The following is a 26,384-nucleotide window of genomic DNA, read 5'->3' on the forward strand; positions in this document are numbered from 1 at the left end:
GATCCATAGCGCGAAGAATACGTTTGCACGATAGCTAACTAATTTCGATCGGTGATCGACGTTCGCTATTTCTTTGTCAAACGAACCCTATTTTGGATGAACTGTTTCAAAACCACCAGTGCCCATCGACTTAAACGTTCCTTCCTATGCCAAACAGTATACTTTTTATCGCTGCATCACTGAGCCTTTTTATCCCCCTTGCGCCTGTTGACCCGACTCCTCGGGCAGCCCCTGCCGATAAGCCGTTACAGGTGAACGACGTGGTGTATGTGCACGCATCCAGCAGCCTGACGCTTCGTAAAACACCTTCGAAAGATGGTCTCAAAATCGCTTCGGTTCCGGCCAATGGTACTCCGCTTACGGTAGTGGCTTTGCCGGAGCCCGGTAGTGCCTATATCGCCGAAACCATCGGTACGTTTGCCGTAAAAGGCGGGTGGGTGGTGGTAAAAACACAGGCTGGGCAGGAAGGGTATTTGTTCGATGGGTATCTGTCGCGGTACAAGCCTTTGCAGCGTGAAAAAATGGATGGTAGTGTGTCACTGATGGATGCCTTTTACCGAACTATATCGCCCGTAAAAGGCAAACGAACCTCGCTGCCCGCCACCAACGGGACCATCGAGCGGTACCAGTACTTCTATGCCGATGGCGCCCGGTTTGAAGAGCAGTATTACGAAGGAGGAGCCACGCAGATTCTGGAACTGCCAAAGGATAAATTTACCATGCAGGAAGTACTGGTTCTATTTCGAACAGCCTGGTTTGGGAAAGAAAAAACGAAAGGGAGCTATGATGCCGCCAAACAGCAACTGACTATCGACGGTGATGGTGGGTATTCCCAATTGATTATTCAGCCTAAGGGCAATCGCTGGATGCTCAAGTTCTCAACGGCTGATTGACGGATGAGCAAACTCGTTCCTACTCTGTATGGCTACAAAGGCGTGTAACTGTCGCAACGGAGTATACTGGGTATTTGCCAAAACATGAATCTGTTTAAGCGTTTACAGAAAAGACATTTTTGTCATTCCAACTGGTCCGCCCGTGCGGCAGAAGGAATGACAAAAACGCTCATTTTTAGCTTAACGTCAAAAGCTTGAGCAGCTTCAGCCTCGTTAAACTATTCCTGAATTGGTGTGCGTGACTTCGCCGATCAGCCGGGCGCTATCTTCATCGATGTATAGCCGGGCGTTGGGATGAGTGCGTAATGAGGTTGACGGGTATTTTTCGCTAACCTCCTCCATAAGTGTATGCTTAATAGCTGCGGCTTTGTTAGCGCCGGGTACCATACAGAAAATGTACTGTGCCCGAAGTAAAGCAGGTATGGTAAGTGTATAGGCTATAGGGGGAACATCACCGACCGAGGGAAAACATCCATCGTGAACCTGCTGCTGCTTACAAGGCTCATCGAGGTCAATGATTTTAACCAGATAGGGGTCATTGAAGTCGGCAACGTGCGGGTCGTTGAAGGCCAGGTGGGTGTTTTCGCCAATTCCCATGCAGGTAATATCCGTTCTGTGTGCTTCCAGCAAGGCGCTGTACCGGCTACATTCCTGCGCATCGTCCAGTCCCGTTTCGTTTAGGTAAAATACCTGCTTGAAGGGCACCTTGCTGAATAGCCTGTCGAACAGGAAGTTGCCGAACCGTTGCGGGTGATCTTTGGGTAGACCCGTGTATTCATCCATATGAAAGGCATTGATGCGGTCCCAGGCAATACCCGGTTCGAGTACGAGAGCATCCAGAAACTCATTCTGTGAGGCCGCAGCCGCAAAAATGATGTTTACCTCGTCCTGTTGAGTAAGCAGTTGACGGATGCAGGCACCAGCTTCGTTGGCAGCCGCCTGGCCCATTTGTTGGCGTGTTGGAAAGATGCTGACCGTGAGTTGATCTACAGTAAGTTGGTCCATTATGAAAATACAGAAAGAAGGGCGCCGGGCAGGTACAGGGCCCAGCGCTCAGTTTATTAAAAACGATATTTGAAGCCGGCCCGGCCGGTGTAATCATAAAACTGCTTGGTATACAGGCGCGACCGGATGCCCAGATAATCGGTTTGGGGCGCATTCAGCAGGTTGGTTCCTTCGGCATACACCGTAAGGTTTTTGGTGATCCGATAGGAAGCATTGGCGTCCAGTTGAACCCGTTCGGCCCGGATTACGTCGTTGGCGTCATTCACGCCAAGCAGTACTGTGTAAGCGCCGTTGTAGTTTACGTTGCCCTGTACGGTGAAGCCTTTGTAGGTATAGGAAAGAGAGCCGTTGGCGGTATGGTCGGCCTGGCCGGGTAGCCGAAGCCCCTTGCGCAACTGCGCGTCGGCTTTGGAGTACACGTACGTATAGTTGGCATACAGCGAGAACCCTTTCAGAAATCCAGGCAGGAATGTCAGGTTTGTCTGGGCGTTCACTTCGAGTCCATATACCGTAGCGTCATCACCATTGTAGGTTTTGAAGTACTGATAATTGAGGTAATTGTTAGCGCCTGGAAACTCGGTGCCGGTTAGAGTCACCACGCTATTGTACTGAAAATTGGTGATGTGCTTGTAGAAGCCACCTACGGAAAGAATCCCCAGGTTTTTAAGATAGTGCTCGATGGAAACATCGTAGTTGGTTGTTCCGGCGGGTTTCAGATCGGGGTTGCCGTCGGTGAGGGTAGCGTTCAGGATACTAACCACCCGGCTCGGGACCAGTTCATTGAAGTTTGGCCGGGAATAGCCAAACGACAGAGCTGCCCGTGCAATGGTATTGGGGGCCAGATCGAATTTAGTCTGTACGTTGGGCAGGAACTTGGTATAAGTATAAACGGCGTTGGTAGGTACCGACGAGGTTAAATTGCCGTTGGCATCCTGATTGACGAGTCTGGCGTTGTAATCTACCCCGGTTCGTTCGACGCGTAATCCAGCCAGCAGCATGACTTTTCTGAACTGAATCCGGTTCATTACATAGCCCGACGTAACGTTCTCTTCGGCATCGTAGAAATAGGTATCGACAGCCACCTGATTCCCCAACGGGTTGGCCGGGAAATAGCTTGGATTGTTAGTCAGGAAAGCGATGGTCGCATCGCCGTTGACGGCCCGGCCAAAGGTGAGGTTATTGTCCAGCAGCTGATCATCCAGCTCCGCTTCTCCCAGGAAATTGGTCAGATTACCCGCAGCCGCCGGACCCGCGTAGGTTGCCGTACTGTAGCTGGGCCGGTACCGCTTGTTATGCATTCGCTTCAGCTTGAAACCGGCTTTGACATAGGCATCGTTCGCGCCGATTTTGTAGTTGTAGGTTGCGTTCAGACGCGCTACGAAGTTGGTTCCTTCGCTGTTGTAATTGTTGGCTTCGTAGGTGTTATAGGTGTAGAGCGAAGCATTATTCTTGGCATCTGTTGAGCCTGTAGCCTGAATGTAATCTCCGGCTATTTGTGAAATTGTCAGCGGTACATTTCCGGTGATGTAGTTGTACGAGTTGGCCGTTTGTTCCAGCAGCGATTTCGTATAAAATAACCCCCCATCCAGTTTAAGTCGGCTGAACTGCTTTTCACCTTCCAGACTCATATTGAAGTTGCCGTTGTCAATGCTACGGTTCAGGTACTCGTTGTAGCCCCGGCCCCGAGTGGTGGTATAGACCCCGTCGGCTGTACGGGTCGTATTGGCCGTTTGCATCCGCGTCCGTTTTCGGTAGCGTTCCGCATCGTTGTCCAGGTTGGTGTATGTAGCGTTGAAAACAAGCGAAGCCGTGGGGTTGAAGCTGTAATCGATTGTTGCCGTAAGCCCTTTGCGGGTGCGGAGGTTGTTGAGGTGAACGATCCGAATGTCGGTAGGGAAGAGAATTGATCCCTGCCCGTCATTAAAATCTTTTGCCTGCCACACCTGCGCGTTGATCTCATCGTAGCCGTTGTTGGTGCGGTAGTAACTTCCGTACAGAGCCAGCCCCAGTTTGCCGTTCGGGCTTTTGTCGGTCTGAAAAAAGCGCTGGTTATAGCTCAGGTTCGCGATGCCGTTCGCTTTGTCGCGTAACTTGTTGTAACCTGCTGCCAGATCAATGGAAATACGGGGTTTCAGACTAACGGCGGTCGGGGTTTTCATGTTGATGGCTCCGGCAATGGCGTCGCCATCCAGGTCTGGGGTAAGGGTCTTCACCACTTCCATCGACGACAGAACATTGGCCGGAATCAGGTCGAGCTGCGCATTTCGCTGCCCTTGTTCCTGGGTCCCCATAATCTGTTCACCGTTCATGTTGATGTTTGTATAGTTTCCCGGCGTACCCCGTAGCTGCACCGTCGACCCTTCATTCTGCTCCCGGCCGATGGTGACACCAGGGAGTCGCTGTAAGGATTCGGCTACGTTCAGGTCGGGGAAACGGCCCATCAGATCGGCCGACACAATCTGTTTGAAATTATCGGCATTGCGCTGCTGGTTCAGCGCCTTTTGCTGGCCTTCCATAATACCCGTAACCGTCACTCCTTTCAGCATGGTGGTGGTGCTCGCCAGGGTAAGGTTATGTACGGTTGTTTCGCCTGTAGTAACCGTAACGGGTTGATCGTAGGGTTGGAAGCCCATGTAAAAAACTTCCAGATGGATGGTGCCGGGGGTAAGGTCGCTGAGGGTATAATCACCGGTCAGGTTGGTGACGGTCCCTTGCGTTGTGCCTTTAATGCGAACCGATGCACCGGGTAATGCGCCCCCCAGTTCATCCACAATTTTACCACGAATAACCCCTTTGGTTTGGGCAGTGGCTGGCAATAAACTGATCGCCAGAAGCAGGACGACCAGGCAGGTGCATCGGAAAAAATGAACGGTACAGCGTTCCATAGTAGATACGTTTGGTATAAAGTGGGAAAAGATGTGTGGGGAAGGCTGGCTAGTTGAGGCCCTTGAAATGCAGATACTCGACCAGGAAGCGGATGGAGAAGCTGGTGCCTATATCCCGATTGACGAGCCAGATCTTGTCTTTACGGCTCCGCATCCGGGTTTCCAGAATGGCCCCACGAAGGTTTTTGTCGGGATGATCCATCCCAAACCGATTCTGAATCACCCAGGTCGCTGACTTCTCGATGTAGGGCAGAAATTCTGTATACCCCGCCTTCGCCAGTTCGATCCAGACGATTCCCGCCATGGCCACTGCCGAGCCGGTAACCGAACTCCGGTCGGGGGCTCGGCCATCGATATAATTCACGTAAAAGATGGTGCCATCTTTTTGCTGGGCTTTGACATAGGTACGGCCCGTAGCCGCAGCCGCTTCCAGGTATTTCTTATCCCCGGTTTTCTGCCAGGTGTGAATCAGCGACTCGGCATACCAGAGGTTGAAGCGTGGGTGAAAGGAGTTCTCTTCTTTTGAATTCGGGGTGAACTGCATCCATAACCCCTTCTCTTCCAGGTCAACTACCTTATTCGACAGGTTGATGTGGGCATCCAGCAGGGCTTTGTTTTTATTGAACTCATAGGCGTCCAGAAAGAGCCAGCCTTCCGTATTGGGCCGGGAAACGTCGTACAGCGATTGCTCCTTTTTATTCTTCCAGAATTCGCTATGCTCTTTTTCGACTACACCTGTCCCTAAATCAACCGCATCGTAGCAAACCCCTTTCTCCGCGTAATACATGTTTTTAAGCATCCACTCGGCGGCTGTTGTAGCTACCTGTGCATACTTTTTGTCGCCTGTTACGCGGGTGAGTTCGTAAATGCCCGGAGTACCGTCAGAAATGGTCGCAAATACGATGGTCGAATCGCCGATGGCGTCGCCATGCACTGCCCCCAGCATGCCTTTGAGTTTGGGATGGTCTTTGATTTGCAGGCTGATCCAGTAATCGCCTGCCTTTCGGGCACTAGCCAGCCATTTAGGATTTTTGGTTTGCTTATAGGCTGCCAGCATCGCATATACGGCCTGACCCGTATGCCAGGGTACTTCATACGGGTACCACTTGCCTTCGGTGAGGTTGTAGTCGCAACGCGATTTACCCTGTTCATCCAGCATGGTGGTTGCTATGTAGGTCGCCATATCGTTGATGGCTTTTACAGCGACCTCTTTTTTTACCTGTGCATGGGCACCTGGCAGCGACCCCAGAACAGCCCAGGCGGCTAGGCTTACTAATCGGTTAATCAGCTTCATGTACGGACGTTTTGGTATTAAGGGAATACTTATGTTTATGGTTGGTGATAGGCTTGGGGGTAGCTAGCCGAAAGGAAAAAGTCCAGGAAGGCGAAGCCGGTAGTTTGAGCAGGATGTGGTTAACGCCTTTGGTCAGGTTGATGGCGAAAGGGGTCTCGTCCTGATTGACGGATTTATCTGCTTTGACCTGAACGCCGTTTACATACAGATCCACGGCCTGAGCGTTTACCAATGCCGTAACTGCCTGGGCACTATCAGTCGTGATCGAACAGTAGGCATATGCCACGGCCTCAGCGGTGGTTTTGTAGTAATCGCCCAGGTCGACAATTCCACCCTCCTGCGAGATGTATTTCTGCCAGCGGTAGGTTTTGCCCTGATAGTGTGCCATGTCCCCGGGCTTGGGTGGGACGTTGTCGACAGAGTCTTCGGAGTAAAGAAAATGGGGGGGCGTTCGCGTTTTAAATGGCCCCGTCAGAAGCCAGTTTTGAAAGTAAAAGGCATTGCTGGCCTGAATATCAAGCCCAATGGAGGCAATACTGGGCAGGTTACCCGACGATGAAAGGATCGACTGCAACCGGGTGTTCAGCGCCTGTAATTGGTTGATCTTGGTATCGAATCCTTTCAGATTGATGGCCAGATAGTAGGGCTGATTTTCGGCTTCCCACAGGCTGCGGTACGTTTCTTTTAAGGACTGATACCGGGCTTGCAACCCTGAAATGATCTGTACCAGGTTGGATAGGTCGGTGGTGTTAGGCTGGCGTTGGGCGGTTCGGTACGTATCGGCAGCCTGCGCCAACCGCAGCCGGGAGTCCATCAGTATTTGATATTGCTGGAGGGTAAATTGTAGAAACTGTACATCCTCTTTATGGGATTTTGGCCCGGCGGCATGGGCATACGATAAGCCTCTATCGATAATGGCCTGTATTTTCGGTACATCCTGATTGTTGATAATCAGTCGCTTGTTGCTGTCTGGCAGGAGTTTTTGCAACCAGATCTGCTCGGCCAGATTATAAGTCAGCGGAATGCTGCGAAGTTCCATGAGTGCGAACAGGGCTTTTACGTAATTCCCATTGCTGGTTCCGTAGGCATTCCGTTCGTAGCGTTCGTTGAAGGATTCCGTCTGGTCCTGATTTATGTTCCAGCTTTTTTCGGCAGCCGTATACACACCGTACCAGTCGCTGTGGAAAAAACACATGGGCCCCTCATCCCAAATGGTCGTCAACACCCCCGCCGTACCGGCCTGCTTACCCGCTTTGAGGAAACCGTTGATGTTGCCTTTGGCCATGACCATATCCGGAAATAGCCGATTTGAGTTGACGATGCCCGGACAAACGATAAATTGGAGCTTCCGTTTCACAAAGGGTTGTATCCAGGTATCGTAGGATTTCTGGTCGCCGTATTCCCAGGTGAGGTACAGAATGTCTTTCGGGAGCAGGTCCAGAATTTCTTCATGCTGCAGAGCAATGTCGCCCCACATCATGAGTTGTTTGTTCTGTTTTTTGAGCACGTCGTACAGAAACCTGATGTGGTCGGCGTAATACTTCGCTACCCCCACGCTGTCGACGTAGGCTTTGGATTTGCCTTTGCCCAGATCGAACGTTTCGTCGCAGTTGACGTTGAAGTAGGGCGAGTTAAACGCTCCGCATAGCTCGGTAATGACGCTCGCCAGAAACGTTTTCGCTTTCGGGTCAAGCGGGGAAATCATTGAAGACGTTTCGCCCATTGGCTGGTACCTGGGCTGCGACAGAATATTGGCGAAATGACCGAACGACTGGAAACTGCCGACCAGTTGCATATGAAACTGAGCCGCATAGGCCGACAGCTCCCGAATATCATCTATCGTCAACTTGCCATCAGCGGGGGCAAAATCGGGGTAGGAGCGGGGCTGAATTACGTGCTCAATGTAGAACGAGAGGGAGTTGACCTTCAATTCGGCCAGTCGTTCGATCTGCTTTTTTATCGTGCTGACCTTTGGGGTCGGCCCCCGGCTGATGTCGTCGTAAATGCCCCGATTGGCAAACGAAGGCCAGTCGGTGATGATTACCTCCTGATCCCAGCCCGCGCGGACGAGTTGTTTCAGCGATTGCAGGCCATAGAAAAGTCCGGTTTCGGTATTGGCGGCAATGAATTTGTGGTTGGTATTCAGTACGAGTATGTACCCTTCAGCCCCCACCTTGTTGGACCAGCCAGACGAGTAGGACTCAACCAGCGCATTGGTTTTGGCCGATTGGCCGGATAAGACCAGTGTAATGGTTTGACGAACTCCCCGTACAGGTTGATGTGCGGTAAGCAGTTGCCAGTTTGTTGTGAGCCGTTTCGTCAAGCTCGCTTCAAGGCCATAGCCTGCAAACGCAAGGGCCGTACCGATTGGCGCCAATCGCTTACCCAGCGTCACCTGCTGCGGATAGGGTACTACCGGAAGGGTCGTCGCTGTGGCCGGATTTAGCACAAAACCAACCAGTAACCCCAATAAAATGGCCTTGATTCGTTTCATTGGACACTCGTTTCGGTGATTCGTATCTGAGGGTGGTCGTTTTCAACCAGTTTTACCTGCGTGTTGGCGCCTGCTTTTGCGACGAAGCTTTTGGCGGGGCCGCGAGCCGAGCTTTGGCGGATCAATCCCTGGCTGCCGCCTGTTACGTAAACGGCGGCCCCTGCATCCGCTGTTGTCGGCATAGTAATGCGATCCAGTGTAAAATCTGCAACCGCGTCAAGGGCCAGGGCAGGTCGGCTATCCGGTTTGAGGCAGGTAAAGTGCACGTTACTGAGCTGGACATTTTCAGCATGAGCGATGTAGAAACCGTAGGCAGGTAACGTGCCGAACATGGTTCCTTCGGGGTACTGGTCGTCCAGCTTAGGAACCGACTTCAGCATGTCGCTGGCTTCGCCCCCACCCGACACATCGATGGAAATATCGTTCAGGCTGATTTCGCGTAGTTTAGCAGCCTCGATACCCGTAATGGAACAGCCCGTTTTGCCACCCCCCGTTGCCGTAATCCCTGTCAGACGAATGTTGCGGACGCGCCCTGGTCCCGGCGTAGGGGCTTGGTCGTCATATTTGCGTGCCCGATTGCCTAAACGGATGAAAATCGGTACTTCGGGCCCTTCCATGATGATGTTGCTGATGGCTATGTTTTCCATAACCCCCCCGTCGACCAGTTCAAGGGCGATTCCGCTGATGCCAGCCGGTTTGCCGTAAATGGTGGTCTTTTGGGCCGATGGTTTGATGACACAATTGGTAATGACCACGTTTCGGAAGCCGCCCGTCGATTCGGTACCTAGCTTCAAGGCGTTACAATGGCTGCTCAACACACAATTCATTACCGTGACGTTTTCCGTAATCAGCGGAGAGGTACTTTTCAGCGTCAGTCCATCGTCGTCCGAATCGCCTTTGATGTTCTGGATGGTCACGTTTCGTGAGCCATCAATATCAATCATGTCGTTGTTTTTGTTGGAGTGGTTCCAGATGCTAATGCCGTTGATGCTCACATCCTCACACCCCAGATAGTGCTGCATCCAGAAGGCTGAATTGCGCAGGTTTACGCCACTCACCCGTACGTTTTTGCAGTCGATAAACCACAACAAATAAGGCCGATTTCGGTAACGGTCGGGCTTTTTTAACGTAGTCGTGGCAAAACTGGCTCCTTGTCCATCGATGGTACCATAGCCTTCGATACCTACCTGTTCAGCCTTGTGTGCATAGATCAGGCTTTGTCTGGCCCACTCGGCGCCGTAAAATTTGAACCCGTGTTGCTGGTAAGGATATTTGGCCAGTACGGTGGTGCCCGTAAGCTGGCTACCTGTCGAAAGGTGAAGCACAACGTGACTCCTGAGCTGAATGGTGCCCGTCAGAAAATTACCGGCTGGGAAAATCACCAGGCCCCCGCCCGATGTCGCACAGGCGTCAACGGTTTTTTGAATGGCTGTAGTGTTGTCTGTTTTGCCATCACCTTTGGCTCCGAACGTCAGCACGTTGACATCCGTAGCGTTGGCAAACGTAGTTAAGGCGACGAGCGTACTAGCGAGTAAAGCTTTCATAAATTAGCCGGGTTAGAAAACAGGGTGATCCGCCGGTTTTGTAGGATAAAGTGATCAATGAGTATAACTGGCCGGCATTGGCAGTGCATGCGCTGGGTTACTGTTGGGACGTGTTTATCAGCCCGCTATACATTAGCGGTAAACTCCCCAGGCAAAACCTGCATCAGAAAGCCGATTCAGGATTCAGTAATCGGCTGGGTATACGCTGCCACACCAGCATCCGATAAAATGGCTATACGAGGTGATCGCGTATGGGAAGTGCCCTGGTTCCGTTGAGTGTCACGTTTGAGTTGTTAAGGTTCAGGAATAGTCTATACGTTTACCGGCTCCATTTTCGGAGTAAGCCAGTGGATGATCAGCCAGGCTACCAGGAACGAACTGCCGCAGATCAGGAAAATAATGTTGTAGCCTACAACGATGTTGCCCGATGCTTTGAACACATCCAGGATATACCCAATAAGACTTTCGAATAATACCCCGCCGACAGCCCCCGCCATACCTCCCAGGCCAACAACCGAACTCACGGCCCGCTTTGGAAACATGTCGGATACGATGGTGAAAATATTGGCACTCCAGGCCTGGTTGGCGGCTACGGACAAACTAATCAGCGATACCACCAGCCACATATCTGTGGTATAGCGTGTGATCAGAATGGGTACGACCGCAATAGCGGATACGAGCAGCGCCATTTTACGGGCTTTGTAGACGGGCCACCCTTTCTGAATCAGCCACGACGATAGATAACCCCCGCCGATGCTGCCAATCATTGTACCTGTGTAGACAATGACCAGGGGTAGGCTGGGCTTTTTCAGGTCGAGGTGGAAAGATGCGTTGAAATAGGCAGGGAGCCAGAACAGGAAAAAATACCAGATGGGGTCGGTAAAAAACTTGCCCGTAATGAACGTCCAGGTTTGTTTGTGGCCAAGTAGCTTTCCCCAGGATACTCCCCCTGCCGTAGGTTCTTCAACCTCATTGTCGCTGTGGATGTAGGTATACTCCGCACGACTCAGCCTTTTTTGCCGGGCCGGAACCTCATACAGTAAAAACCAGAACAGCAACCAGATAAAGCCCAGAGAGCCTGTAATAATAAACGCGATTTGCCACCCGTACAGCGCCAGGATGAAAGGGACTAAAATGGGGCCAACGCAGGCACCAATGTTTGAGCCCGAATCAAAAATGCCGACAGCCAGGGCCCGTTCTTTTTTAGGAAACCACTCGGCTACCGTTTTGACACCACCCGGATAGTTTCCCGATTCGCCTACCCCCAGCAACGCCCGTACCAGACCAAAGCCAAAGGTTGTACGGATAAACGCATGCAGAACGGCTGCGATACTCCAGATACTCACCGAAATGATGTAGCCCAATCGGGTACCGATGTGGTCGATCACGCGTCCATACAGTAGCTGCCCCAGGGCGTAGGTTGCCGTAAAAGCCATGACGATATAGCTGTAATCGGATTCCGTCCAACTGAAAATTTTCTCCAGGGTAGGTTTTAACAAGCCCAGGATTTGCCGATCCAGGTAATTGATGGTGGTAGCGGCAAACAGCATGGCACAGATAAACCAGCGATAATTTCCAATGCGGCCCTGTAACTGGGTAGTCTTAGTCATTCGTGTCAAGTTAGACGGTGAATCTTTTCTAAACGGGTGTACAGCATCTGGACGGAGCCGCTTTTATCGGTTAATCAGATCAGGTCATTCCAGGATCCGGTTTGTTAAGGAAGGTCAACACTCTCTCATTTCATTTATTGTAAAAAATAGGGAGCCAATCGGTTGACAAATGCCGAAACATGTAAAGAAATCTTTCAAAAGGTAGAGTTCAGTTTGATAGAAAACCAAAAAAAAAGCCGAAAATAGATGTATTTTTCTACGCAAAGGTTCCCGAGAACCTTTGCGTAAACCCGGTTTGTGCAGGGACGTTCAGCATCAATTGGCCACCCAAACGAGATAAACCTGGGGCTACTCCAGGTGGAGGCTTTGGGTCGTACGGCAATAAAATAGGATTATTTTTATAAATGGCTCGTAATGAAACAAGTGACAATTAAAGACATTGCTAAAGAATTGAACCTGTCAATTTCCACTGTTTCCAGAGCCTTAAGGGATAGTTGGGAGATTAGTGAGCCCACCAAGCAGCGGGTACTCGAACTGGCAAAACGGCTTGAGTATAACCCTAATCCGGCAGCATTAAATCTATTGAACAGCCATAGCAAAGAAATCGGTGTGATTGTTCCAGAAATTGCCAATCCGTTTTTTGCCGTCGTCATAGCAGGCATTGAAGACATCGCCTTTGCACAGGGCTACCAGGTAGTCATTTACCAAAGCCATGATAGCTACGAGCGCGAAGTATTGAATGTGAAACATATTCTCCAGCAACGGAAAGATGGGTTGCTGGTGTCAATTGCTACCTCCACAAAAGATGTTTCCCATTTCCAGACGATGCGTGAGCGTGGTTTTCCTATCGTATTTTTTGACCGGGTTTGTGAAGGGATCGACACGCATAGTGTCTCGGTCGATGATTTTGAAGGAGCGTATATGGCCACTGAGCATCTGCTTAACCAGGGCTGTGAACAGCTAGCGCTCTTGTCAGGGCCTGAACATCTCCTGACAAGTCGACGACGAATTGATGGTTACCGAACAGCATTGCTGGATCACAATCGCCCTGTGAGAGAGGAGTGGATTATTCCCTTACCCTTTAACCCTGAACAATCCCTAGCGGTTACGCGTGAACTGCTCAGTAGCCCCGATCGACCTGATGGTATTTTTGCCGCCAGTGATGCAATCGCATTGGGAAGCCATGCGGCTATTAATGAATTAGGTCTATCCATGCCGGAGGAGATCGCCTTAATTGGTTTCGCCGATTTGCCAATTGCCTCTCTGTTGAATCCACCGCTAAGTTCAGTGGCTGAACCTACCTTCGAGATGGGGCAATCGGCCGCTAAACTGTTGATAAATCTGATTCAAAACCCCGATGAGCAAATTACCTCGATAAACACGGTCTTAAAAACCAAACTCATGGTTCGACGGTCTTCGCAACGGGCCATAAGTAGAATGGATCATTGATTTCGTACGGTATCGAGATCAGTTTACTTCAATTTCATCTACAGCTAGTTGGGCCGGTTTACCCGGATTGCGAAGCCCGGCGGGTACGTAGTTAACATTACGGGCAATGATACGAATATAGCGAGCCTGGGTAAGGCCGAAATCGAATGAGAGTCGTACGAAACCGCGTTTGCCTCCTTCGGCTGCGTTGGTTTTTGCCGTTAAGGTGGGCCTAAACGTTTTTCCATCTTCCGATACCGATATATCGACCTGTTTAGGCAGGCATAGGTTTCGGGCTGTGTACTTCAGAAACCCAATCCGTACACGTTCGATCGTTTCCGATTGACCCAGATCAACGACCAGGTTGAAGTCATTCCTGAACGCAACGACACCGGCTACTTCATAACCGCCCATGCTACCCGTATTGCCATCGGTAAGGCTGTAATTCCGGTCGGGACGCCCACTGGTAGGCGCGTTGAGCAAGGTGTACGGTTTGCCGGTTGCTTTCGAAACGATGAAGGATTTCTCTACCTTGGCTGGCTGACTTATTGGTTTGCCCATTTCGAAGGTTGCTGTCCGAACGGTAGCCGATTGGGAAAGTATGAATGGATTTTGGTATAGGGTCGATTCGCTGGTTGGTAGGGTGCCATTGGTGGTGTAACGGGCCTCCCGAGTCAGAGTCTCCATGGCCGGATCGGTAGGGGTTATACGTAGTTCCAGATGCCCATCCGACGTGGGTTTGGCTGTGGGGAGTACATCGAATAGCGTGCGTGCGTAGTTGACGTTCAGGTAGTCCAGGCGTATAAAATGAGTCATGAGCCGACGCAGAAAATCGGGATAATTCTTCTGGGCCAGCGGTGTCCAGACAACTTCGGCCAGCGCTGCCGCCCGGGGCCAGAGCATGTATTCGGCCTGCTGCTGGGTCGGAATATACTCGGTCCATAAATTGCCCTGCGCTCCCAGAATATGCGACGCTTCGTCTGTCGACAACCCGGCCGGGGTGGGGTCGTAGCTGTATACGGTTGCCAGAGGTAGTGAACCACCAAAGCCCGTAGGTTCCTGTTGAGGGTCACCCTGCAAATGATCGAAGTAGCAGAACTGTCCCGGTGTCATGATCACATCGTGGTGCTGGCGTGCCGCCTGAATGCCCCCGCGTATGTCTCGCCAGCACATAACCGTGGCATTGGCTGAAAGCTGTAGTTTGGGGCTGGCCCCCTCCAGTATTTCGTCCCAGCCAATAATACGACGGCCTTTTGAGGTGACGAACTGATCGATTCGCTTGATGAAATAGCGTTGCAATTCATTGACGTTTTTCAACTTTTCCCGCTTGATCAGTTGCTGACAGTAGGCACTTTGACGCCAGACGGATTTTGGGCATTCATCGCCACCGATATGAATGTACAGCCCCGGAAATAGCGCTATGACTTCAGTAAGTACATCTTCCAGAAAGGCGAACGTTTTTTCGGTCGGGCAGAACACATCGTCGAAAACCCCCCATTTAGTGGCCACCTGATAGCCTTTCTGAGGAGAACAGCTTAGGTCTGGATAAGATGCTAAAGCAGCCAGCGCATGACCGGGCAACTCAATTTCGGGAACAATGGTAATGTACTTCGATGCCGCATACCGGACTATCTCACGAACTTCGTCCTGTGTATAATAACCATGGTACGGTTTGCCGTCAAAGACCTGCGGGTCATTGCCGTCGTAGTGTCCTACAATCGTTTCGCTCCGGCGCGAACCAATCTGCGTCAGTTTCGGGTGTTTCTTAATTTCGATGCGCCAGCCCTGGTCGTCGGTCAGGTGCCAGTGAAAGGTGTTGAACTTGTGCAGGGCCATCAGATCGAGGTATTTTTTTAGAAAATCTATCGAAAAGAAATGGCGACCCACATCCAGATGCATGCCCCGATACGGATAGCGGGGTTTGTCCTGAATTCGGCAGGCAGGAATAGGTAAGGCAAGGAGCATAGGAGGCTGCGCTGACGGGTTGCGTTCCAGTAAACTCCCAATATGCTTAGCCCCAGCACTTACCACCACAGGAGGGAGAAGTTGATAAAGGGTCTGGACAGCATAGTAGAAACCTCTGGATGTGGTGGCCTGTACCGTGATCAACTTAGGCGTAATGTCGAGGTGATACCCTTCGGAGCCCAGGGTGGAATCGCGCACAGGGGCGAACTGAATGACGTTTGTGCCACTGGCCTGTCCGGGCAGCAAGGCACTACTGGCCGGTTTTACTGGAACCATTATCCCGGTGTTTCGATGAATCTGTTGTGCAAATCCGTCGGCTATGGCCTTAAGCTCAACGTCTGCATCAGGTACTAAAATCGCCGTCGTATGATCGATCATGAACTCTCCGGCCTGAGGGTCCAACTGAGCAGGTCGGGGGATAATCGTGTATCGATCGGTCGTTTGGCAAAAGATAGGCGGTCCAATAAAATAAAATGCCAGAAGCACTGCAAAGCGGATAATCATAACGGAGTTTCACGAATTGAGGCTAAAATGTTGTTTTTTTTAGCCCACATTTGTACTTTTACAAACACAATGACCAATCGCCATCCATTGGTCAGATTTGTCGGCGTTTTTTCGCCGTCTTTTAGACAGCAACTGGGCCTCCCAGTCTCCTACTACTGACTCAACGAATTCAACGATTTGTTCTTTCATAACGGTCGTTTCTTGAAAATACGTTAGCACTGTTCAGCAAAGAGTTTTGATGCGGCTGCTGAATGAGTGGGTTTTGCACGGAAGTTATTAGCCGCGTAAGTATCGAGTGCCGTTCTGGCGAGCGGCTGAGTAGGTATCCATCGTAACCCATAGTTGTTAATGGCGAAACTATCCCTGATAGTGGCGGCTGGACTTGTCGGCGTCACCTTGACTTTTTCTTCGGCAGTTGCCCAAACTAACTCACTACTTGCCCTAAATGTTGCTGCACCTGTGAAAGCACTGGCTATGCACCTCAAAGGCCCCAGCAACGATGAAAGCCCGGTTCACTTCTGTGGCGAGGCCATTCCAACCAATCAGCCTGCCATTGTGCAGCGATGGATTCGGACGTTGAATCAGCAGGCTTCCTATGCGGGCGATCTGACGGTCCTGAAACGACGGGCCTCCGTTGTTTTTCCACTCATCGAGCCTATCCTTAAGCAATACCGGATTCCATCAGATTTTAAGTTTCTTCCCTTGCTCGAGAGCGCGGTTACCAATCACGCAGTATCGCGGAAAGGGGCGGCCGGGTTCTGGCAGCTAATGCCTCAAACGGCTCAGTCGCTTGGTTTAAATGTATCGCGTCGGCGTGATGAACGGTTCAACCTGGTCAAAGCGACTCATGCGGCCTGTCGGTACATCAATGAATTATACGACCAGTTGGGGTCCTGGATGCTGGTCGCTACAGCCTACAATGCAGGCCCTAATTACATCCAGCAACTGAGCCGTCAGCATCCCAACGTGCACCCGATGGCGTTGCCGTATCGGGCCGCTGAAACCAAGGCGTATCTGTACCAGACGGTTGCGATTAAAGAACTTCTCACCCGACCGCAGATTTATCGGGACCGCCTAAGTAGCCGCCATCTGGCCGCGCTCAGCGATGGGATGGACGTAATTGCATCGGCCGAGCGGGCAACGATACTATCCTCGTTCGATATTGATGAAAAAACGTTTGAAAATCTGGCGGCCAATCGGTTGTCAACTGCGGAAGAAGATGACGGGCCTGTCTTTGTGACTGATTCAACGACCAACGTTGTGCTGCTAACTGACGACGACACAACGGAGCCTGAAATCCAGTCTGAACCATCGGAAGCAGCCTCCGCACCCGCTACACCTGTTGAAAAAGCAGTGTCGTCATCGGGATCGGTTGTCCGGCTGATGACCCGGAGTTTGAGTGAAGGGCCGCTGACAGAAGGGCAACTCTGTATGTTTCAGGTAGTCCAGCCTGTTACGATCAATGGCCGCTCATTTGCCGTAGGCGACTTGATTCAGGCACATATCGAAATTATTGATCCGGGTTCTGGGCGGGTTTTCCTTCGTACTGACCGACTGACCAGCGCGCAAACCCAGCAAACCGCTCCTCTTAAACTGGTGGCTACCGAGCAGCCCAAACAACCCGGCGTATCGCGGCCCTCCCGACTGGACGGCTGGCAATTGACGTGGGAAGAGTTATAATGATTGAATTGTTAAATGATTGAATTGTTGAATTGTTGAATTGTTGAATAAGCTGGCGCAAGCTTTTTATTCAACAATTCAATCATTCAACAATTCAATCATTCATTTACAGCACCTTCGGGCCTTGTTTATTGATTTCGGATACGTAGGCTTCGCTGGTAATGCCGACCGATAAAAAAGCTTGTTGCATGGCGGCCCCGATTTGCTCGGCGGTTTGTGCATCCCGGCTAAGGGCAAACATTGAGGGGCCTGAACCGGAAATGCTACAGCCTAATGCACCATTATCCAAAGCGGCCTGTTTGGCTTCGCTAAATTCGGGAATCAGGATAGAGCGCACGGGTTCAATAATCACATCGACCAGCGAGCGGCTGATGAGATCGTAATCAGGAGTCATCAAACCAGCGATCAGCCCGGCCACATTCCCCATCTGTGTAATGGTGTTTTTCAGCGACACCTCGTTTTTCAGAATGAAACGGGCATCTTTCGTATTGACCTCAATGTCGGGATGAACGAGTGTGCAATATAAGCTGGCGGGCGTATCGATCCGAATGACATCCAGCGGCTGGTAACTGCGAACGACCACGAACCCACCCAACAAAGACGGGCCTACATTGTCGGCATGTGCTGAGCCGCAGGCAATTCGTTCGCCTTCCATGGCGAACGGCAGCAGTTTCATAACCGGGAGCGGACGGCCAAGTAGTTCATTTACCGCAAATACACCAGCTACGGCACTGGCAGCACTGGAACCAAGTCCACTACCGAGGGGCATTTGTTTCTGTAGAACAATATCGAGTCCTAGATCTGTCCGATTGATGTGTTTCAGGTAGGTCTGAATGGAGATACCAGCCGTATTGCGGCTCGCTTCACGCGGCAAACGACCGTCATCGCCCAGAATATCGGTAATTCGAACCCCCGGTTCCTCGGAGACAGTAAGGGTGATTTGATCGCCGGGGTTATCGACCGCAAAACCAAAAATATCGAACCCGCAAGCCACATTGGCTACCGTTGCGGGGGCAAACACACGAATAGAATCCACGATAGAAGAATCAACGAAGCGCAAAGGTAAGCATTTGCCCCAAAAATCAAGATTTGCGGCTTTTCGCGTTGCCCACCAATTCGTTAGTGGCTGGGCATTGGCTTCGAATCGGGCATTCTATCTGATTCGTAAAAAGCCCAGGTGACAACCTTCATAGCAGGACGGATACAGGCGGAGGGTATCACCGTTTAGGGTAATCCGTTCGGAATAGTTGGCCGTACTGGGCAAAAAGTAGATATAGACTCCGTTGCTGGTTGTATCGAGTCGAAATTGGCTGAATGATTGATAGTTGATCAGGCCACTCCCCGAAGTCTGTACATGCCCATCCGCTGAAAATCTAATCGTCTGTTGTGGATTAGAGGATACCTCGTCAATATAATAACCAGTTCCCTGCGAATACCCCCGTTCAAACCATTGCCATGTGCCGGGCAGGCCCTGACCAGATACAGGAGTAATTGGATTGTCGGGGATTAACTCCTCAGATAACCGACAATGCGTCAGCAAGAAGAGCAGCAGAAAGATGGTCAAACGATTCATAATAGCTCGTATTTAGTGCAAGACCCGATTCATACGTTGCCGGTTGGAAGCACTTAGGTTGCGTATAAGGATTATTACTTAAGTCTGTTTCTTGTAATTTTCTGATAACCAGTTAACTAATTGCTCGAAAATTTAGATTTATTTTTGGTTAAAACTGCCACGTTTACCTGTTGCCCCGCGTAATCCCTTTTTAGAAACCCTAAAAAGAATTACTGATTTATCCCTAAACAATACGTCAATGAAGAAATTTGTTGTAGCAGGTTGTGTAGTAACTGCTTTATTGGTGGGCTATGCCTGTACGAAAAGTTCGGATCTGTCGCCAGATTCAACGAGTGCAGCCCGTACGAGTGCTACTACCAGTGGAACAGCCACAGGGCCGCATTCGGGTACTGATACACCCCCTCACAGCGGTACCGACGGCCCTGGTCCTGGGAGGCCACATCCCCCGCATAGTGGAACGGCAACTCCTCCCCAGAGTGGTACCGATAGCCCCCCTCACTCGGGCACCGACACGCATCCTCATAGTGGTACCGATACGCCACCTATGAATGGTACAGGCGGCCCTGGCGGGCCTGGGCGGCCACCGCACGGCCCTAAACACGGCTAACCAATGGGTTGTAAATAAACGGCCTGACTCAGCAAGAGTCAGGCCGTTTATTTACAACTTGCCCGAATTATTCGCCAAATAACTGGTTCCAAACCCCTTTCGCTTTCTCTTTGGCCACTTCGATCTGTAGCGCGGCTTCGGCTTTCAGCTCATCTAGTTTAGCCTGAGCGGCTTCCAGTTGTACAGCGGCATCGGCTTTCAACTCGTCGAATTTGTCTTCGGCTACATCGGCCAGTTCATCGGCTTTGGCTGAGGCAGTGGCAAAAACGGTTTCGGCCTGGGCCTGTAGATTCGCCAGGTTTTCGGCTGTTGAGGCTTTGGCGGCTTCAAAATGCTCCGTTGCTTTGGCTTTCAGCCCTTCGATGTCAATGTCTTTGCCAAATTCCTGAGCCTGGGCTACCAGTTTATCTTTCAGTTCGTCGAGCTGCGCAGCCGTAGCATCCAGGTGCTGGCTGGCTTCGGCTTTGAACGCTTCTAATTTTTCGGCGGCTGTTGCTTTGGCTGCCTGGGCCTGCTCGGTTGCTTTGGCCTTGTCATTCGTATCCATAGGATGTTTTGTGGGATGTTGGTAATGAGCGAAAGTTGACAAGAAACAAGAGGAAAAGCAAGCGTAGACGGAGGAAAGGGAAGAGAAGGAGGAGGGGGAAGAACGGAGCGGTTGCTTGGCTTTATTTTCCTTTCCTTCTTCCCTCTCTTCCCGGTTTGCCCTCTTACCCCAACCGCCTTACAATTAAATTATTGACCAGTTCGAACAAACCGGCTGGCTTCAGAGTCCGCCAGTTGGCGAGGTCGAGCGTACCACCGAAATTGATATAATAGTCGAGGTGATACTTCTTCCATTCGCGCTCGATAAACTCTGGAGAGTGGATGGCCGCAATCCAGCCATCTTCCACATCTTCGAACCACTCCTCATAGTAGCTGTCGTCGGAGCCGTGGAAGTTGAGGATGTTTTCCGTGACGAGAATGAAGTACTTAATTCCCTCATCGACAAGGGGATCGATTACCTGTCGTTTCAGATACATAATATCATTGTGCAAGGTATCGTTCCATTCGCCAAAGAGTTCGATAACCACAAACTCACGGTCGTAATTGGCAAATAGAATCTTGCAATACAGCGTCTCGGAACCTATTTCATCCCACAATGGGTGGATGTAATAGCCGTAAATCGTATTCTCATATTGCTGCATATTGTACTCCCGCTCATAAAACGGCGACCGTTCATCTTCCGAAGCGTTGTAGTACTTTTCCCAACCATAAAAGGGCTCAATATCCTGCATACGTAAAGAGTGAAAGAGTGAAAGAGCGAATGAATGATTAGCGGGGCGGCTTTCGCTTTTTCACTCGTTCACTCTTTAAATTCGTAACTCAATTTACGTCGAATTGGTTGACTCGATGGCGTACTTTGCAGGATATGGAAAAGTTGTTTCACCAGCTCAATGCACTGGCTACGCTGACACCTGAAACACAGGCAGCCTTCGGTCGGCTATTCTCCCCCCAGAACATCGCCAAACATGACTTCTTTGTACGGGCTGGCGACAGCACCCATACGGTTGCCTTTGTAATAAGCGGGATTTTTCGATGCTTCGCTACGTCGCCCGACGGGGAGGAATACAACAAAACCTTTTTTATCGAAAACGATTTGATGGGTATCTATTATGCCTTGCTGCTCAATCGCCCCAGTCCGTTATCGGTACAGGCCTTAACGCCCTGTGCTATATTGACGGCCGATTTCCGGCAGATTGAAGCTTTGTATGATCAACACCCAACTCTGGAACGGCTGGCTCGCCGACAGGCCGAACACCTGTTTCTGATTAAGGAGCAGCGCGAAATTGATCTGGTTATGCTGGATGCCAAAGCCCGTTACGAAAAATTTCAGCGTGACTTTCCTACGATCGAACAGGCCATTCCACAGTACCATATTGCCTCTCATTTGGGCATCACCCCGACGCAGTTAAGCCGGATTCGGGCTGGGCGCTAATGTGATTTCTTTACCTATGTAAATGCCAGACCAATTAGCGGGCGCTTGCTTTGTCGTAAACAATCCAAACTTTGTTTATGACCACATACACCATTTTTGTGCTGTACCGGGCTTTACCGGCCTGGTTGCAACTGACACGCTCAGAGCGAAATGACATTTTTACGGCCGAAGTAGCCCCCATTCTGGCAAACTACCAGCCGAACGTTTCGACCCGCCTGTTTGATGCCGAAACCTTCCATGCGCGTGTATCGGACGTATTGCTGCTAACCTGTACCGACCTGCGGGACTACTATTTTCTGATGGAATCCCTGCGCGATACGTCTCTGTTTGGAAAACCGTACATTGAACTGGTCGATGTGATTGTATCGGTCGAAGACGGTTTCCGGGAATTTGAAGCCAGCCAGAATAGCCATGAAACTAATAAATAAAACCATTCTTATAACAGGCGGAACGTCGGGGGTAGGGCTGGCGTTGCTGCATAGTTTACATGGCCGGGGGAATCGGCTCGTGGTAGTTGGGCGAAACGAAAAGCGGATGGCAGAACTGCGTGACGGCTATCCTGATGTGGTCTTTCTGATGTATAATCTGGCCGTCCCTTCGGAGGTGGCAGACCTGATTCAAACGATTCAGCAGCGCTTCCCCGACTGCTCGGTCTTAATCAACAACGCAGGTGTTCAGTTCAATTACCTTCTGGGCGACGACGCTTCGGGCCAGTCGCGGGTTGGTAGTGAAATCCAGGTCAATCTAACGGCTGCGATTCAACTCTGCGATGCCCTGATTCCTCAGTTACGTCAGCAATCCGAAGCGGCTATTGTGAACATTACTTCCGGTTTGGGTATTTCGCCCAAGCGGTCGGCTCCGGTTTATTCGGCTACAAAAGCGGGTTTGCAGGTATTTACGAAAGCGTTACGGTATCAACTGGAAGGTTCAGTTGTTCAGGTTGTTGATGTTGTGCTTCCGCTGGTCGATACGCCCATGACGGCCGGACGCGGCAAGGGAAAGATGTCGCCCGAACAAGTAGCGGATGAACTGATTCAGGGCGTTGAACGTGGGCGGTCGGTCGTAAATGTGGGCAAGGTTAAATTATTTCGCATGATTCATCGACTGGCTCCCGGAATTGCCGATCGGCTACTGAAACATGGTTGAGCGAAAAGACTGTAGGCTCGATATTCGTTCTGAAATTGGGAGTTCGGTGTAGCTTTACGGTATGAAAGTACGTAGCAAAACGATTCTGATCACGGGTGCATCGACCGGCATTGGCTACGGGGCTGCCAAACACTTTATTGAACGCGGGTACACGGTATTTGGGAGTGTCCGTAATTCGCAGGATGCCGACCGGTTGAAGGCTGAATTGGGGACTCAGTTTGAACCACTGCTGTTTGATGTGACCGATTCCGAAGCCGTCTCGAAATCGGCTGATTACCTGGCGCATCGGCTGGCGGGTAGTGGATTGGGCGGGCTAATCAACAATGCGGGCGTAGCGTTTGGTGGTCCTGTACAATACCAGCCAATGGATGTGTTCAGGCAGCATTTCGAGGTGAACGTGGTTGGTTTGGCACAGGTAACGCAGGCGTTTCTGCCCCTGCTGGGTGCCCGGCCTGACCACCCCGTACAACCGGGCCGGATTCTGAATATCAGTTCGGTAAACGGAGAAGTAGCGATTCCATTCATGAGCGCCTATGTGGGTTCGAAGTTTGCCGTTGAGGGGTTTTCGCATAGCCTGCGCCGGGAACTGGCTCTGTTCGGTATCAAGGTAATTATTGTGGGGCCGGGCGCGGTTAAAACACCCATTTGGGGTAAGGGAACGGATATGAGCGCGTATCAGTCCACACCTTATTACCCGGCTATGCAATGGTTTTTAAAACAGGTCGAAACCTCCGAAGCGAATGGCTTTTCGGTCGATGATCTGGGTAAGCGCATCGTGGCGATTCATGAAACCGCACGGCCAAACATTCGTTATGCCATTGTGCCGAATAAACTGATGGGCTGGCTAGTGCCCCGGCTCCCGGCCCGACTTGTAGACTGGGTTGTGGGGCGAGTAAGCGGACTCAAAAAACAATAAATCGCAAAGGCTCCCTTTTATGCTGAAACCTGCTTTTCAAAAAGACAACGCCCTGCTGGCCGACATCAAAGCCGCGCATGATCGACCCGATGCCTTACATATCTGGTGGCTTGGGCAGAGCGGCTTTCTGCTTCAATATGCCGGTAAGCGGTTACTGTTCGATCCGTATCTGTCCGATTCATTGAGTCGTAAATATGCCCATACCGACAAACCCCATGTGCGTATTTCGGAGCTGGTGATCGAGCCACAAACGCTGGCAGGCATTGATGTGGTTACGTCGAGCCACAACCATACCGATCACCTGGATGCGGAAACCTTACTGCCTTTGATTCAGGCGAATCCAGCGATTCAACTGGTGATTCCCGAAGCCAATCGAGCCTTTGTTACCGACCGGCTTCAGAGTGAAGCGGCCTGGCCCATTGGCCTCGTTGATGGTCAGTCGGTTACGGTCGATGGGTTTGTGTTTCATGGGGTTCCGGCTGCGCATAATGAACTCGAACGGGATGCCGAAGGACGGCCTAAGTTCATGGGATATGTGGTTGAGGTAGGCCCTTATCGGGTATATCATTCCGGAGATACACTCTGGTATGAGGGCATGGTTGAATGGCTACGGCCTTTTCAGGTCGATGTGGCTTTTCTGCCCATCAACGGCAACAAACCTGAACGGCAGGTAGCCGGAAATCTCAACGCCGACGAAGCCGCCCGGCTGGGAAAAGAAATTGGGGCTAGTCTTGTGATTCCGCACCATTACGACCTGTTTGCCTTCAATACGGCCGACCCGGCTGATTTTGTGCAGGCTTGTCAGCAATACAACACACCGTACCGGGTCATGCAGCTGGGCGAGCGTATAAGCCTGAGTCGGTAGAAGCACAGATCGGCCGACTTTGGTCTGTAAGCCAGCATCCATCATGAAAAACACCCTTTCCTTACTACTTGGTTTGTCCGTTGCCCTGCCCGTATGGGCCCAAACAAGCTCAACGCCATCGGGAATGCCGAACTTTAAAGTACAGGTGGTTGATAATCAGATTAGTATTGGGTACGGTCTGGCTATTGGTGATGTGGATGGAGATGGTCAACCCGATATTTTGCTGGCTGATCAGAAGGAGTTTGTCTGGTATAAAAATCCAGGGGCTCGTATGGCGGGCGACACCACCGCACGATGGAAACGGTATGTGATGGCCGCGAACCTGACTCCACAGGATAATGTATGCATAGCCGCTCGTGACCTGGATGGGGATGGGCGGGTGGAAGTCGCTGTGGGGGCTGGCTGGAATCCGGCCGAAACCGACGATAGTACTAAATCGGGCGCCGTTTTCTACCTCGTTCGACCGCAGGACCCCACCCAGCGTTGGGAGGCTATTCGACTGCCGCACGAGGTAACCACGCACCGGATGCGCTGGGCAAAAGTAGGGAAGAATTACCAGTTGATCGTGGTACCGCTACATGGCCTGCATAACCGGAATGGCAGTGGGCAGGGCGTTCGAATCTGGGGGTATGAATTGCCCAAAAACCCCCGCAATAGCTGGAAGCGACATCTGGTCGATTCAACCATGCACCTGACGCATAATTTTGAAGTATGGGAGGATGGCGAGGCAACCGGAATCATTGTAGCCGGAAAAGAAGGTGGGCAGATTTTCGAATGGCGGAAAAATAAATGGAAGCCCGTGGATGACGAGGCTGCGAGCAATGCATTGCCTCTGCTGAACAAAGGGGTAGAGGGTATCGGCGAAATTCGACGATTGGACAAGGGAAAAAGTATTGCCACCATCCAGCCCATGCATGGCAATCTGCTTCAGGTCGAAACGGGGGATTACTCGTTCCAAAAGGGACGGAAAGCAGTGGAGGATAAGCAGGTTACTGTGCTGACGGATATATTCAATCAGGGGCACGCGCTGGTTTGTGGCGATTTTCTAGGGCTCGGCAGCGATCAGATTGTGGCTGGCTGGCGGAATCCGAATGCTGAGAAAAAAGTGGGGGTCCGGTTATACAAACCGCAAGAACAGGATAATGTAGGAGGCTATCCACTCGACGATAGCATACGAATGGCCTGCGAAGACCTGCAAGCCGCCGATCTGGACGGGGATGGCGATCTGGATTTAATCGCATCGGGCCGCGCTACACTCAATGTGTTGATTTATTGGAATCAATTAAAGCGTTGATGCCTCCACGCGCTTAGGTTGAAAACAAGTGAGAGCCTGTGTTGTAAAACGACATGAAACGAATTGTGCTGATTGTACTGGCTCTGTTGATTGGGTGGGTACTCATAGATATGTATATGCCCCGGCGGACCGACCTTCGCCATTTCGACCCTGTCGATGTAGCCCGACTCGACAGGGCTATGTGGCGTTCTTATTATGAACGGAAACCTTTAAAACTCTTCTGGCAGTCGGCCGAGCTAGTTCGAAGACAGGTCCATGCTCCTTTCTGGCGGTCGTTTGTAATTGCGTATTATGCCGCCAGGGCTGCATTCCTGTTTAAAGATGGAAAAGGCCGAGCCGACTACAACCGGGCTTTGCCCTATCTGGAAGCGTTTTACGGGTCTATCAGCGACTTAAGCACCCAGCCGCTAAATGTAGCCAAAAGTGCCCGCAACGAACTCGAATGGTGGATAATTCGCCGGGAGCGGGAACGGCACCCGCCTGCTGAATGGGCCAGGTTACAGGCGCAAATCGTGGCTGATATGTACCATATTCCAATTGAGCGTTGCGCGGAGTACGGCCGATTGCGGACCGAAGCGATGCTGTTTCGGGATCGGCGGGGCGAATCGATGACTGAATCCGACTGGCAGAAAATTCAGAAGCTTCTGAATCAATCCTGGCAATCCCTATCCAAAGCCATTACCGAAAAGTAACCTTCCCGGTA

Annotated in this window: 22 protein-coding genes; 11 read left to right on the forward strand and 11 right to left on the reverse strand. The window is 51.1% G+C overall.

Annotation, left to right across the window (positions count from 1 at the left end; all coding sequences use genetic code 11):
* Positions 1–146: 146 nt before the first annotated feature.
* A complete protein-coding gene (locus B153_RS0100305; RefSeq protein WP_020594647.1) occupies positions 147–893 on the forward strand; it encodes an SH3 domain-containing protein in 747 nt (248 codons plus the stop codon).
* Positions 894–1,106: 213 nt separating this feature from the next.
* Here the strand turns inward: B153_RS0100305 and B153_RS0100310 are convergent, their stop codons facing one another.
* The 6 genes from B153_RS0100310 to B153_RS0100335 form a co-directional block, all read right to left on the reverse strand.
* On the reverse strand, positions 1,107–1,898 hold the full coding sequence (locus tag B153_RS0100310; RefSeq protein WP_040760590.1) for a glucosamine-6-phosphate deaminase: 792 nt from the start codon (positions 1,896–1,898) through the stop codon (positions 1,107–1,109).
* Between the two features lie 56 nt (positions 1,899–1,954).
* Positions 1,955–4,783: a TonB-dependent receptor gene (locus tag B153_RS0100315; protein WP_020594649.1), complete on the reverse strand. Its 2,829-nt coding sequence runs from the start codon at positions 4,781–4,783 to the stop codon at positions 1,955–1,957.
* Positions 4,784–4,832: 49 nt separating this feature from the next.
* Complete coding sequence (locus B153_RS0100320) at positions 4,833–6,077, reverse strand: YyaL domain-containing protein (protein ID WP_020594650.1); 1,245 nt, start codon at positions 6,075–6,077, stop codon at positions 4,833–4,835.
* Positions 6,064–8,571 (reverse strand): family 20 glycosylhydrolase, encoded by a 2,508-nt coding sequence (locus B153_RS0100325; RefSeq protein WP_020594651.1) that lies wholly within the window; start codon positions 8,569–8,571, stop codon positions 6,064–6,066. Before B153_RS0100325 ends, B153_RS0100320 begins: the two co-directional genes overlap by 14 nt.
* Positions 8,568–10,115, reverse strand: a complete 1,548-nt coding sequence (locus tag B153_RS0100330; RefSeq protein WP_020594652.1) for a glycoside hydrolase family 28 protein — start codon at positions 10,113–10,115, stop codon at positions 8,568–8,570. Before B153_RS0100330 ends, B153_RS0100325 begins: the two co-directional genes overlap by 4 nt.
* A gap of 311 nt (positions 10,116–10,426) precedes the next feature.
* On the reverse strand, positions 10,427–11,725 hold the full coding sequence (locus tag B153_RS0100335; protein WP_020594653.1) for an MFS transporter: 1,299 nt from the start codon (positions 11,723–11,725) through the stop codon (positions 10,427–10,429).
* Positions 11,726–12,139: 414 nt separating this feature from the next.
* Here B153_RS0100335 and B153_RS0100340 point away from each other — a divergent pair, with 414 nt between their 5' ends.
* Positions 12,140–13,174 carry a LacI family DNA-binding transcriptional regulator gene (locus tag B153_RS0100340; RefSeq protein ID WP_020594654.1) on the forward strand — a complete coding sequence of 345 codons (1,035 nt, stop codon included), beginning with the start codon at positions 12,140–12,142 and terminating at the stop codon, positions 13,172–13,174.
* A gap of 18 nt (positions 13,175–13,192) precedes the next feature.
* Here the strand turns inward: B153_RS0100340 and B153_RS0100345 are convergent, their stop codons facing one another.
* On the reverse strand, positions 13,193–15,622 hold the full coding sequence (locus B153_RS0100345) for a glycoside hydrolase family 20 protein (RefSeq protein WP_020594655.1): 2,430 nt from the start codon (positions 15,620–15,622) through the stop codon (positions 13,193–13,195).
* Positions 15,623–15,970: 348 nt separating this feature from the next.
* Here B153_RS0100345 and B153_RS0100355 point away from each other — a divergent pair, with 348 nt between their 5' ends.
* On the forward strand, positions 15,971–17,302 hold the full coding sequence (locus tag B153_RS0100355) for a lytic transglycosylase domain-containing protein (protein WP_020594656.1): 1,332 nt from the start codon (positions 15,971–15,973) through the stop codon (positions 17,300–17,302).
* A 106-nt stretch (positions 17,303–17,408) separates the two neighbouring features.
* Here B153_RS0100355 and B153_RS0100360 read toward each other — a convergent pair whose 3' ends face one another.
* Both B153_RS0100360 and B153_RS0100365 read right to left on the reverse strand, forming a co-directional pair.
* The gene (locus tag B153_RS0100360; RefSeq protein WP_026261807.1) at positions 17,409–18,338 is read right to left on the reverse strand and encodes a homoserine kinase; all 930 of its coding nucleotides are present in this window, start codon (positions 18,336–18,338) and stop codon (positions 17,409–17,411) included.
* A gap of 117 nt (positions 18,339–18,455) precedes the next feature.
* The gene (locus tag B153_RS0100365) at positions 18,456–18,875 is read right to left on the reverse strand and encodes a lipocalin-like domain-containing protein (protein WP_020594658.1); all 420 of its coding nucleotides are present in this window, start codon (positions 18,873–18,875) and stop codon (positions 18,456–18,458) included.
* Between the two features lie 238 nt (positions 18,876–19,113).
* Here B153_RS0100365 and B153_RS0100370 point away from each other — a divergent pair, with 238 nt between their 5' ends.
* The gene (locus B153_RS0100370) at positions 19,114–19,482 is read left to right on the forward strand and encodes a hypothetical protein (protein ID WP_020594659.1); all 369 of its coding nucleotides are present in this window, start codon (positions 19,114–19,116) and stop codon (positions 19,480–19,482) included.
* A gap of 67 nt (positions 19,483–19,549) precedes the next feature.
* On the opposite strand, the gene B153_RS0100375 is transcribed toward B153_RS0100370, so the two are convergent.
* Entirely contained in the window at positions 19,550–20,029 is a 480-nt protein-coding gene (locus B153_RS0100375; protein ID WP_020594660.1) for a hypothetical protein, read from the reverse strand.
* A 163-nt stretch (positions 20,030–20,192) separates the two neighbouring features.
* Positions 20,193–20,759, reverse strand: coding sequence for a hypothetical protein (locus B153_RS0100380; RefSeq protein ID WP_020594661.1), 567 nt, complete (start codon positions 20,757–20,759; stop codon positions 20,193–20,195).
* A gap of 134 nt (positions 20,760–20,893) precedes the next feature.
* Between B153_RS0100380 and B153_RS0100385 the strand changes: the two genes are divergently transcribed.
* The 7 genes from B153_RS0100385 to B153_RS0100415 all read left to right on the forward strand — a co-directional run bounded on the left by B153_RS0100385 (position 20,894) and on the right by B153_RS0100415 (position 26,373).
* A complete protein-coding gene (locus B153_RS0100385; RefSeq protein ID WP_020594662.1) occupies positions 20,894–21,460 on the forward strand; it encodes a Crp/Fnr family transcriptional regulator in 567 nt (188 codons plus the stop codon).
* A gap of 77 nt (positions 21,461–21,537) precedes the next feature.
* A complete protein-coding gene (locus B153_RS0100390; RefSeq protein ID WP_020594663.1) occupies positions 21,538–21,888 on the forward strand; it encodes a darcynin family protein in 351 nt (116 codons plus the stop codon).
* Entirely contained in the window at positions 21,872–22,606 is a 735-nt protein-coding gene (locus B153_RS0100395) for an SDR family oxidoreductase (protein ID WP_020594664.1), read from the forward strand. Before B153_RS0100390 ends, B153_RS0100395 begins: the two co-directional genes overlap by 17 nt.
* 61 nt (positions 22,607–22,667) lie before the next feature.
* Positions 22,668–23,522 (forward strand): SDR family NAD(P)-dependent oxidoreductase, encoded by an 855-nt coding sequence (locus B153_RS0100400; protein ID WP_020594665.1) that lies wholly within the window; start codon positions 22,668–22,670, stop codon positions 23,520–23,522.
* A gap of 19 nt (positions 23,523–23,541) precedes the next feature.
* Complete coding sequence (locus B153_RS0100405) at positions 23,542–24,387, forward strand: MBL fold metallo-hydrolase (protein ID WP_020594666.1); 846 nt, start codon at positions 23,542–23,544, stop codon at positions 24,385–24,387.
* 43 nt (positions 24,388–24,430) lie between these two features.
* Entirely contained in the window at positions 24,431–25,681 is a 1,251-nt protein-coding gene (locus B153_RS0100410) for an FG-GAP repeat domain-containing protein (protein WP_026261809.1), read from the forward strand.
* A gap of 53 nt (positions 25,682–25,734) precedes the next feature.
* Complete coding sequence (locus B153_RS0100415; protein ID WP_020594668.1) at positions 25,735–26,373, forward strand: hypothetical protein; 639 nt, start codon at positions 25,735–25,737, stop codon at positions 26,371–26,373.
* The last annotated feature ends 11 nt before the right edge of the window (positions 26,374–26,384 follow it).

It is taken from the genome of Spirosoma panaciterrae DSM 21099 (assembly GCF_000374025.1).
In the GTDB taxonomy this organism is placed as follows: Bacteria; Bacteroidota; Bacteroidia; order Cytophagales; family Spirosomataceae; genus Spirosoma; species Spirosoma panaciterrae.

Excerpts from the sequence above, each read along its gene's own strand:
- B153_RS0100305 (WP_020594647.1), top strand. The coding sequence starts at position 147 with ATGCCAAACAGTATACTTTTTATCGCTGCATCACTGAGCCTTTTTATC.
- B153_RS0100310 (WP_040760590.1), bottom strand. The coding sequence starts at position 1,898 with ATGGACCAACTTACTGTAGATCAACTCACGGTCAGCATCTTTCCAACA.
- B153_RS0100315 (WP_020594649.1), bottom strand. The coding sequence starts at position 4,783 with ATGGAACGCTGTACCGTTCATTTTTTCCGATGCACCTGCCTGGTCGTC.
- B153_RS0100320 (WP_020594650.1), bottom strand. The coding sequence starts at position 6,077 with ATGAAGCTGATTAACCGATTAGTAAGCCTAGCCGCCTGGGCTGTTCTG.
- B153_RS0100325 (WP_020594651.1), bottom strand. The coding sequence starts at position 8,571 with ATGAAACGAATCAAGGCCATTTTATTGGGGTTACTGGTTGGTTTTGTG.
- B153_RS0100330 (WP_020594652.1), bottom strand. The coding sequence starts at position 10,115 with ATGAAAGCTTTACTCGCTAGTACGCTCGTCGCCTTAACTACGTTTGCC.
- B153_RS0100335 (WP_020594653.1), bottom strand. The coding sequence starts at position 11,725 with ATGACTAAGACTACCCAGTTACAGGGCCGCATTGGAAATTATCGCTGG.
- B153_RS0100340 (WP_020594654.1), top strand. The coding sequence starts at position 12,140 with ATGAAACAAGTGACAATTAAAGACATTGCTAAAGAATTGAACCTGTCA.
- B153_RS0100345 (WP_020594655.1), bottom strand. The coding sequence starts at position 15,622 with ATGATTATCCGCTTTGCAGTGCTTCTGGCATTTTATTTTATTGGACCG.
- B153_RS0100355 (WP_020594656.1), top strand. The coding sequence starts at position 15,971 with ATGGCGAAACTATCCCTGATAGTGGCGGCTGGACTTGTCGGCGTCACC.
- B153_RS0100365 (WP_020594658.1), bottom strand. The coding sequence starts at position 18,875 with ATGAATCGTTTGACCATCTTTCTGCTGCTCTTCTTGCTGACGCATTGT.
- B153_RS0100370 (WP_020594659.1), top strand. The coding sequence starts at position 19,114 with ATGAAGAAATTTGTTGTAGCAGGTTGTGTAGTAACTGCTTTATTGGTG.
- B153_RS0100375 (WP_020594660.1), bottom strand. The coding sequence starts at position 20,029 with ATGGATACGAATGACAAGGCCAAAGCAACCGAGCAGGCCCAGGCAGCC.
- B153_RS0100380 (WP_020594661.1), bottom strand. The coding sequence starts at position 20,759 with ATGCAGGATATTGAGCCCTTTTATGGTTGGGAAAAGTACTACAACGCT.
- B153_RS0100385 (WP_020594662.1), top strand. The coding sequence starts at position 20,894 with ATGGAAAAGTTGTTTCACCAGCTCAATGCACTGGCTACGCTGACACCT.
- B153_RS0100390 (WP_020594663.1), top strand. The coding sequence starts at position 21,538 with ATGACCACATACACCATTTTTGTGCTGTACCGGGCTTTACCGGCCTGG.
- B153_RS0100395 (WP_020594664.1), top strand. The coding sequence starts at position 21,872 with ATGAAACTAATAAATAAAACCATTCTTATAACAGGCGGAACGTCGGGG.
- B153_RS0100400 (WP_020594665.1), top strand. The coding sequence starts at position 22,668 with ATGAAAGTACGTAGCAAAACGATTCTGATCACGGGTGCATCGACCGGC.
- B153_RS0100405 (WP_020594666.1), top strand. The coding sequence starts at position 23,542 with ATGCTGAAACCTGCTTTTCAAAAAGACAACGCCCTGCTGGCCGACATC.
- B153_RS0100410 (WP_026261809.1), top strand. The coding sequence starts at position 24,431 with ATGAAAAACACCCTTTCCTTACTACTTGGTTTGTCCGTTGCCCTGCCC.
- B153_RS0100415 (WP_020594668.1), top strand. The coding sequence starts at position 25,735 with ATGAAACGAATTGTGCTGATTGTACTGGCTCTGTTGATTGGGTGGGTA.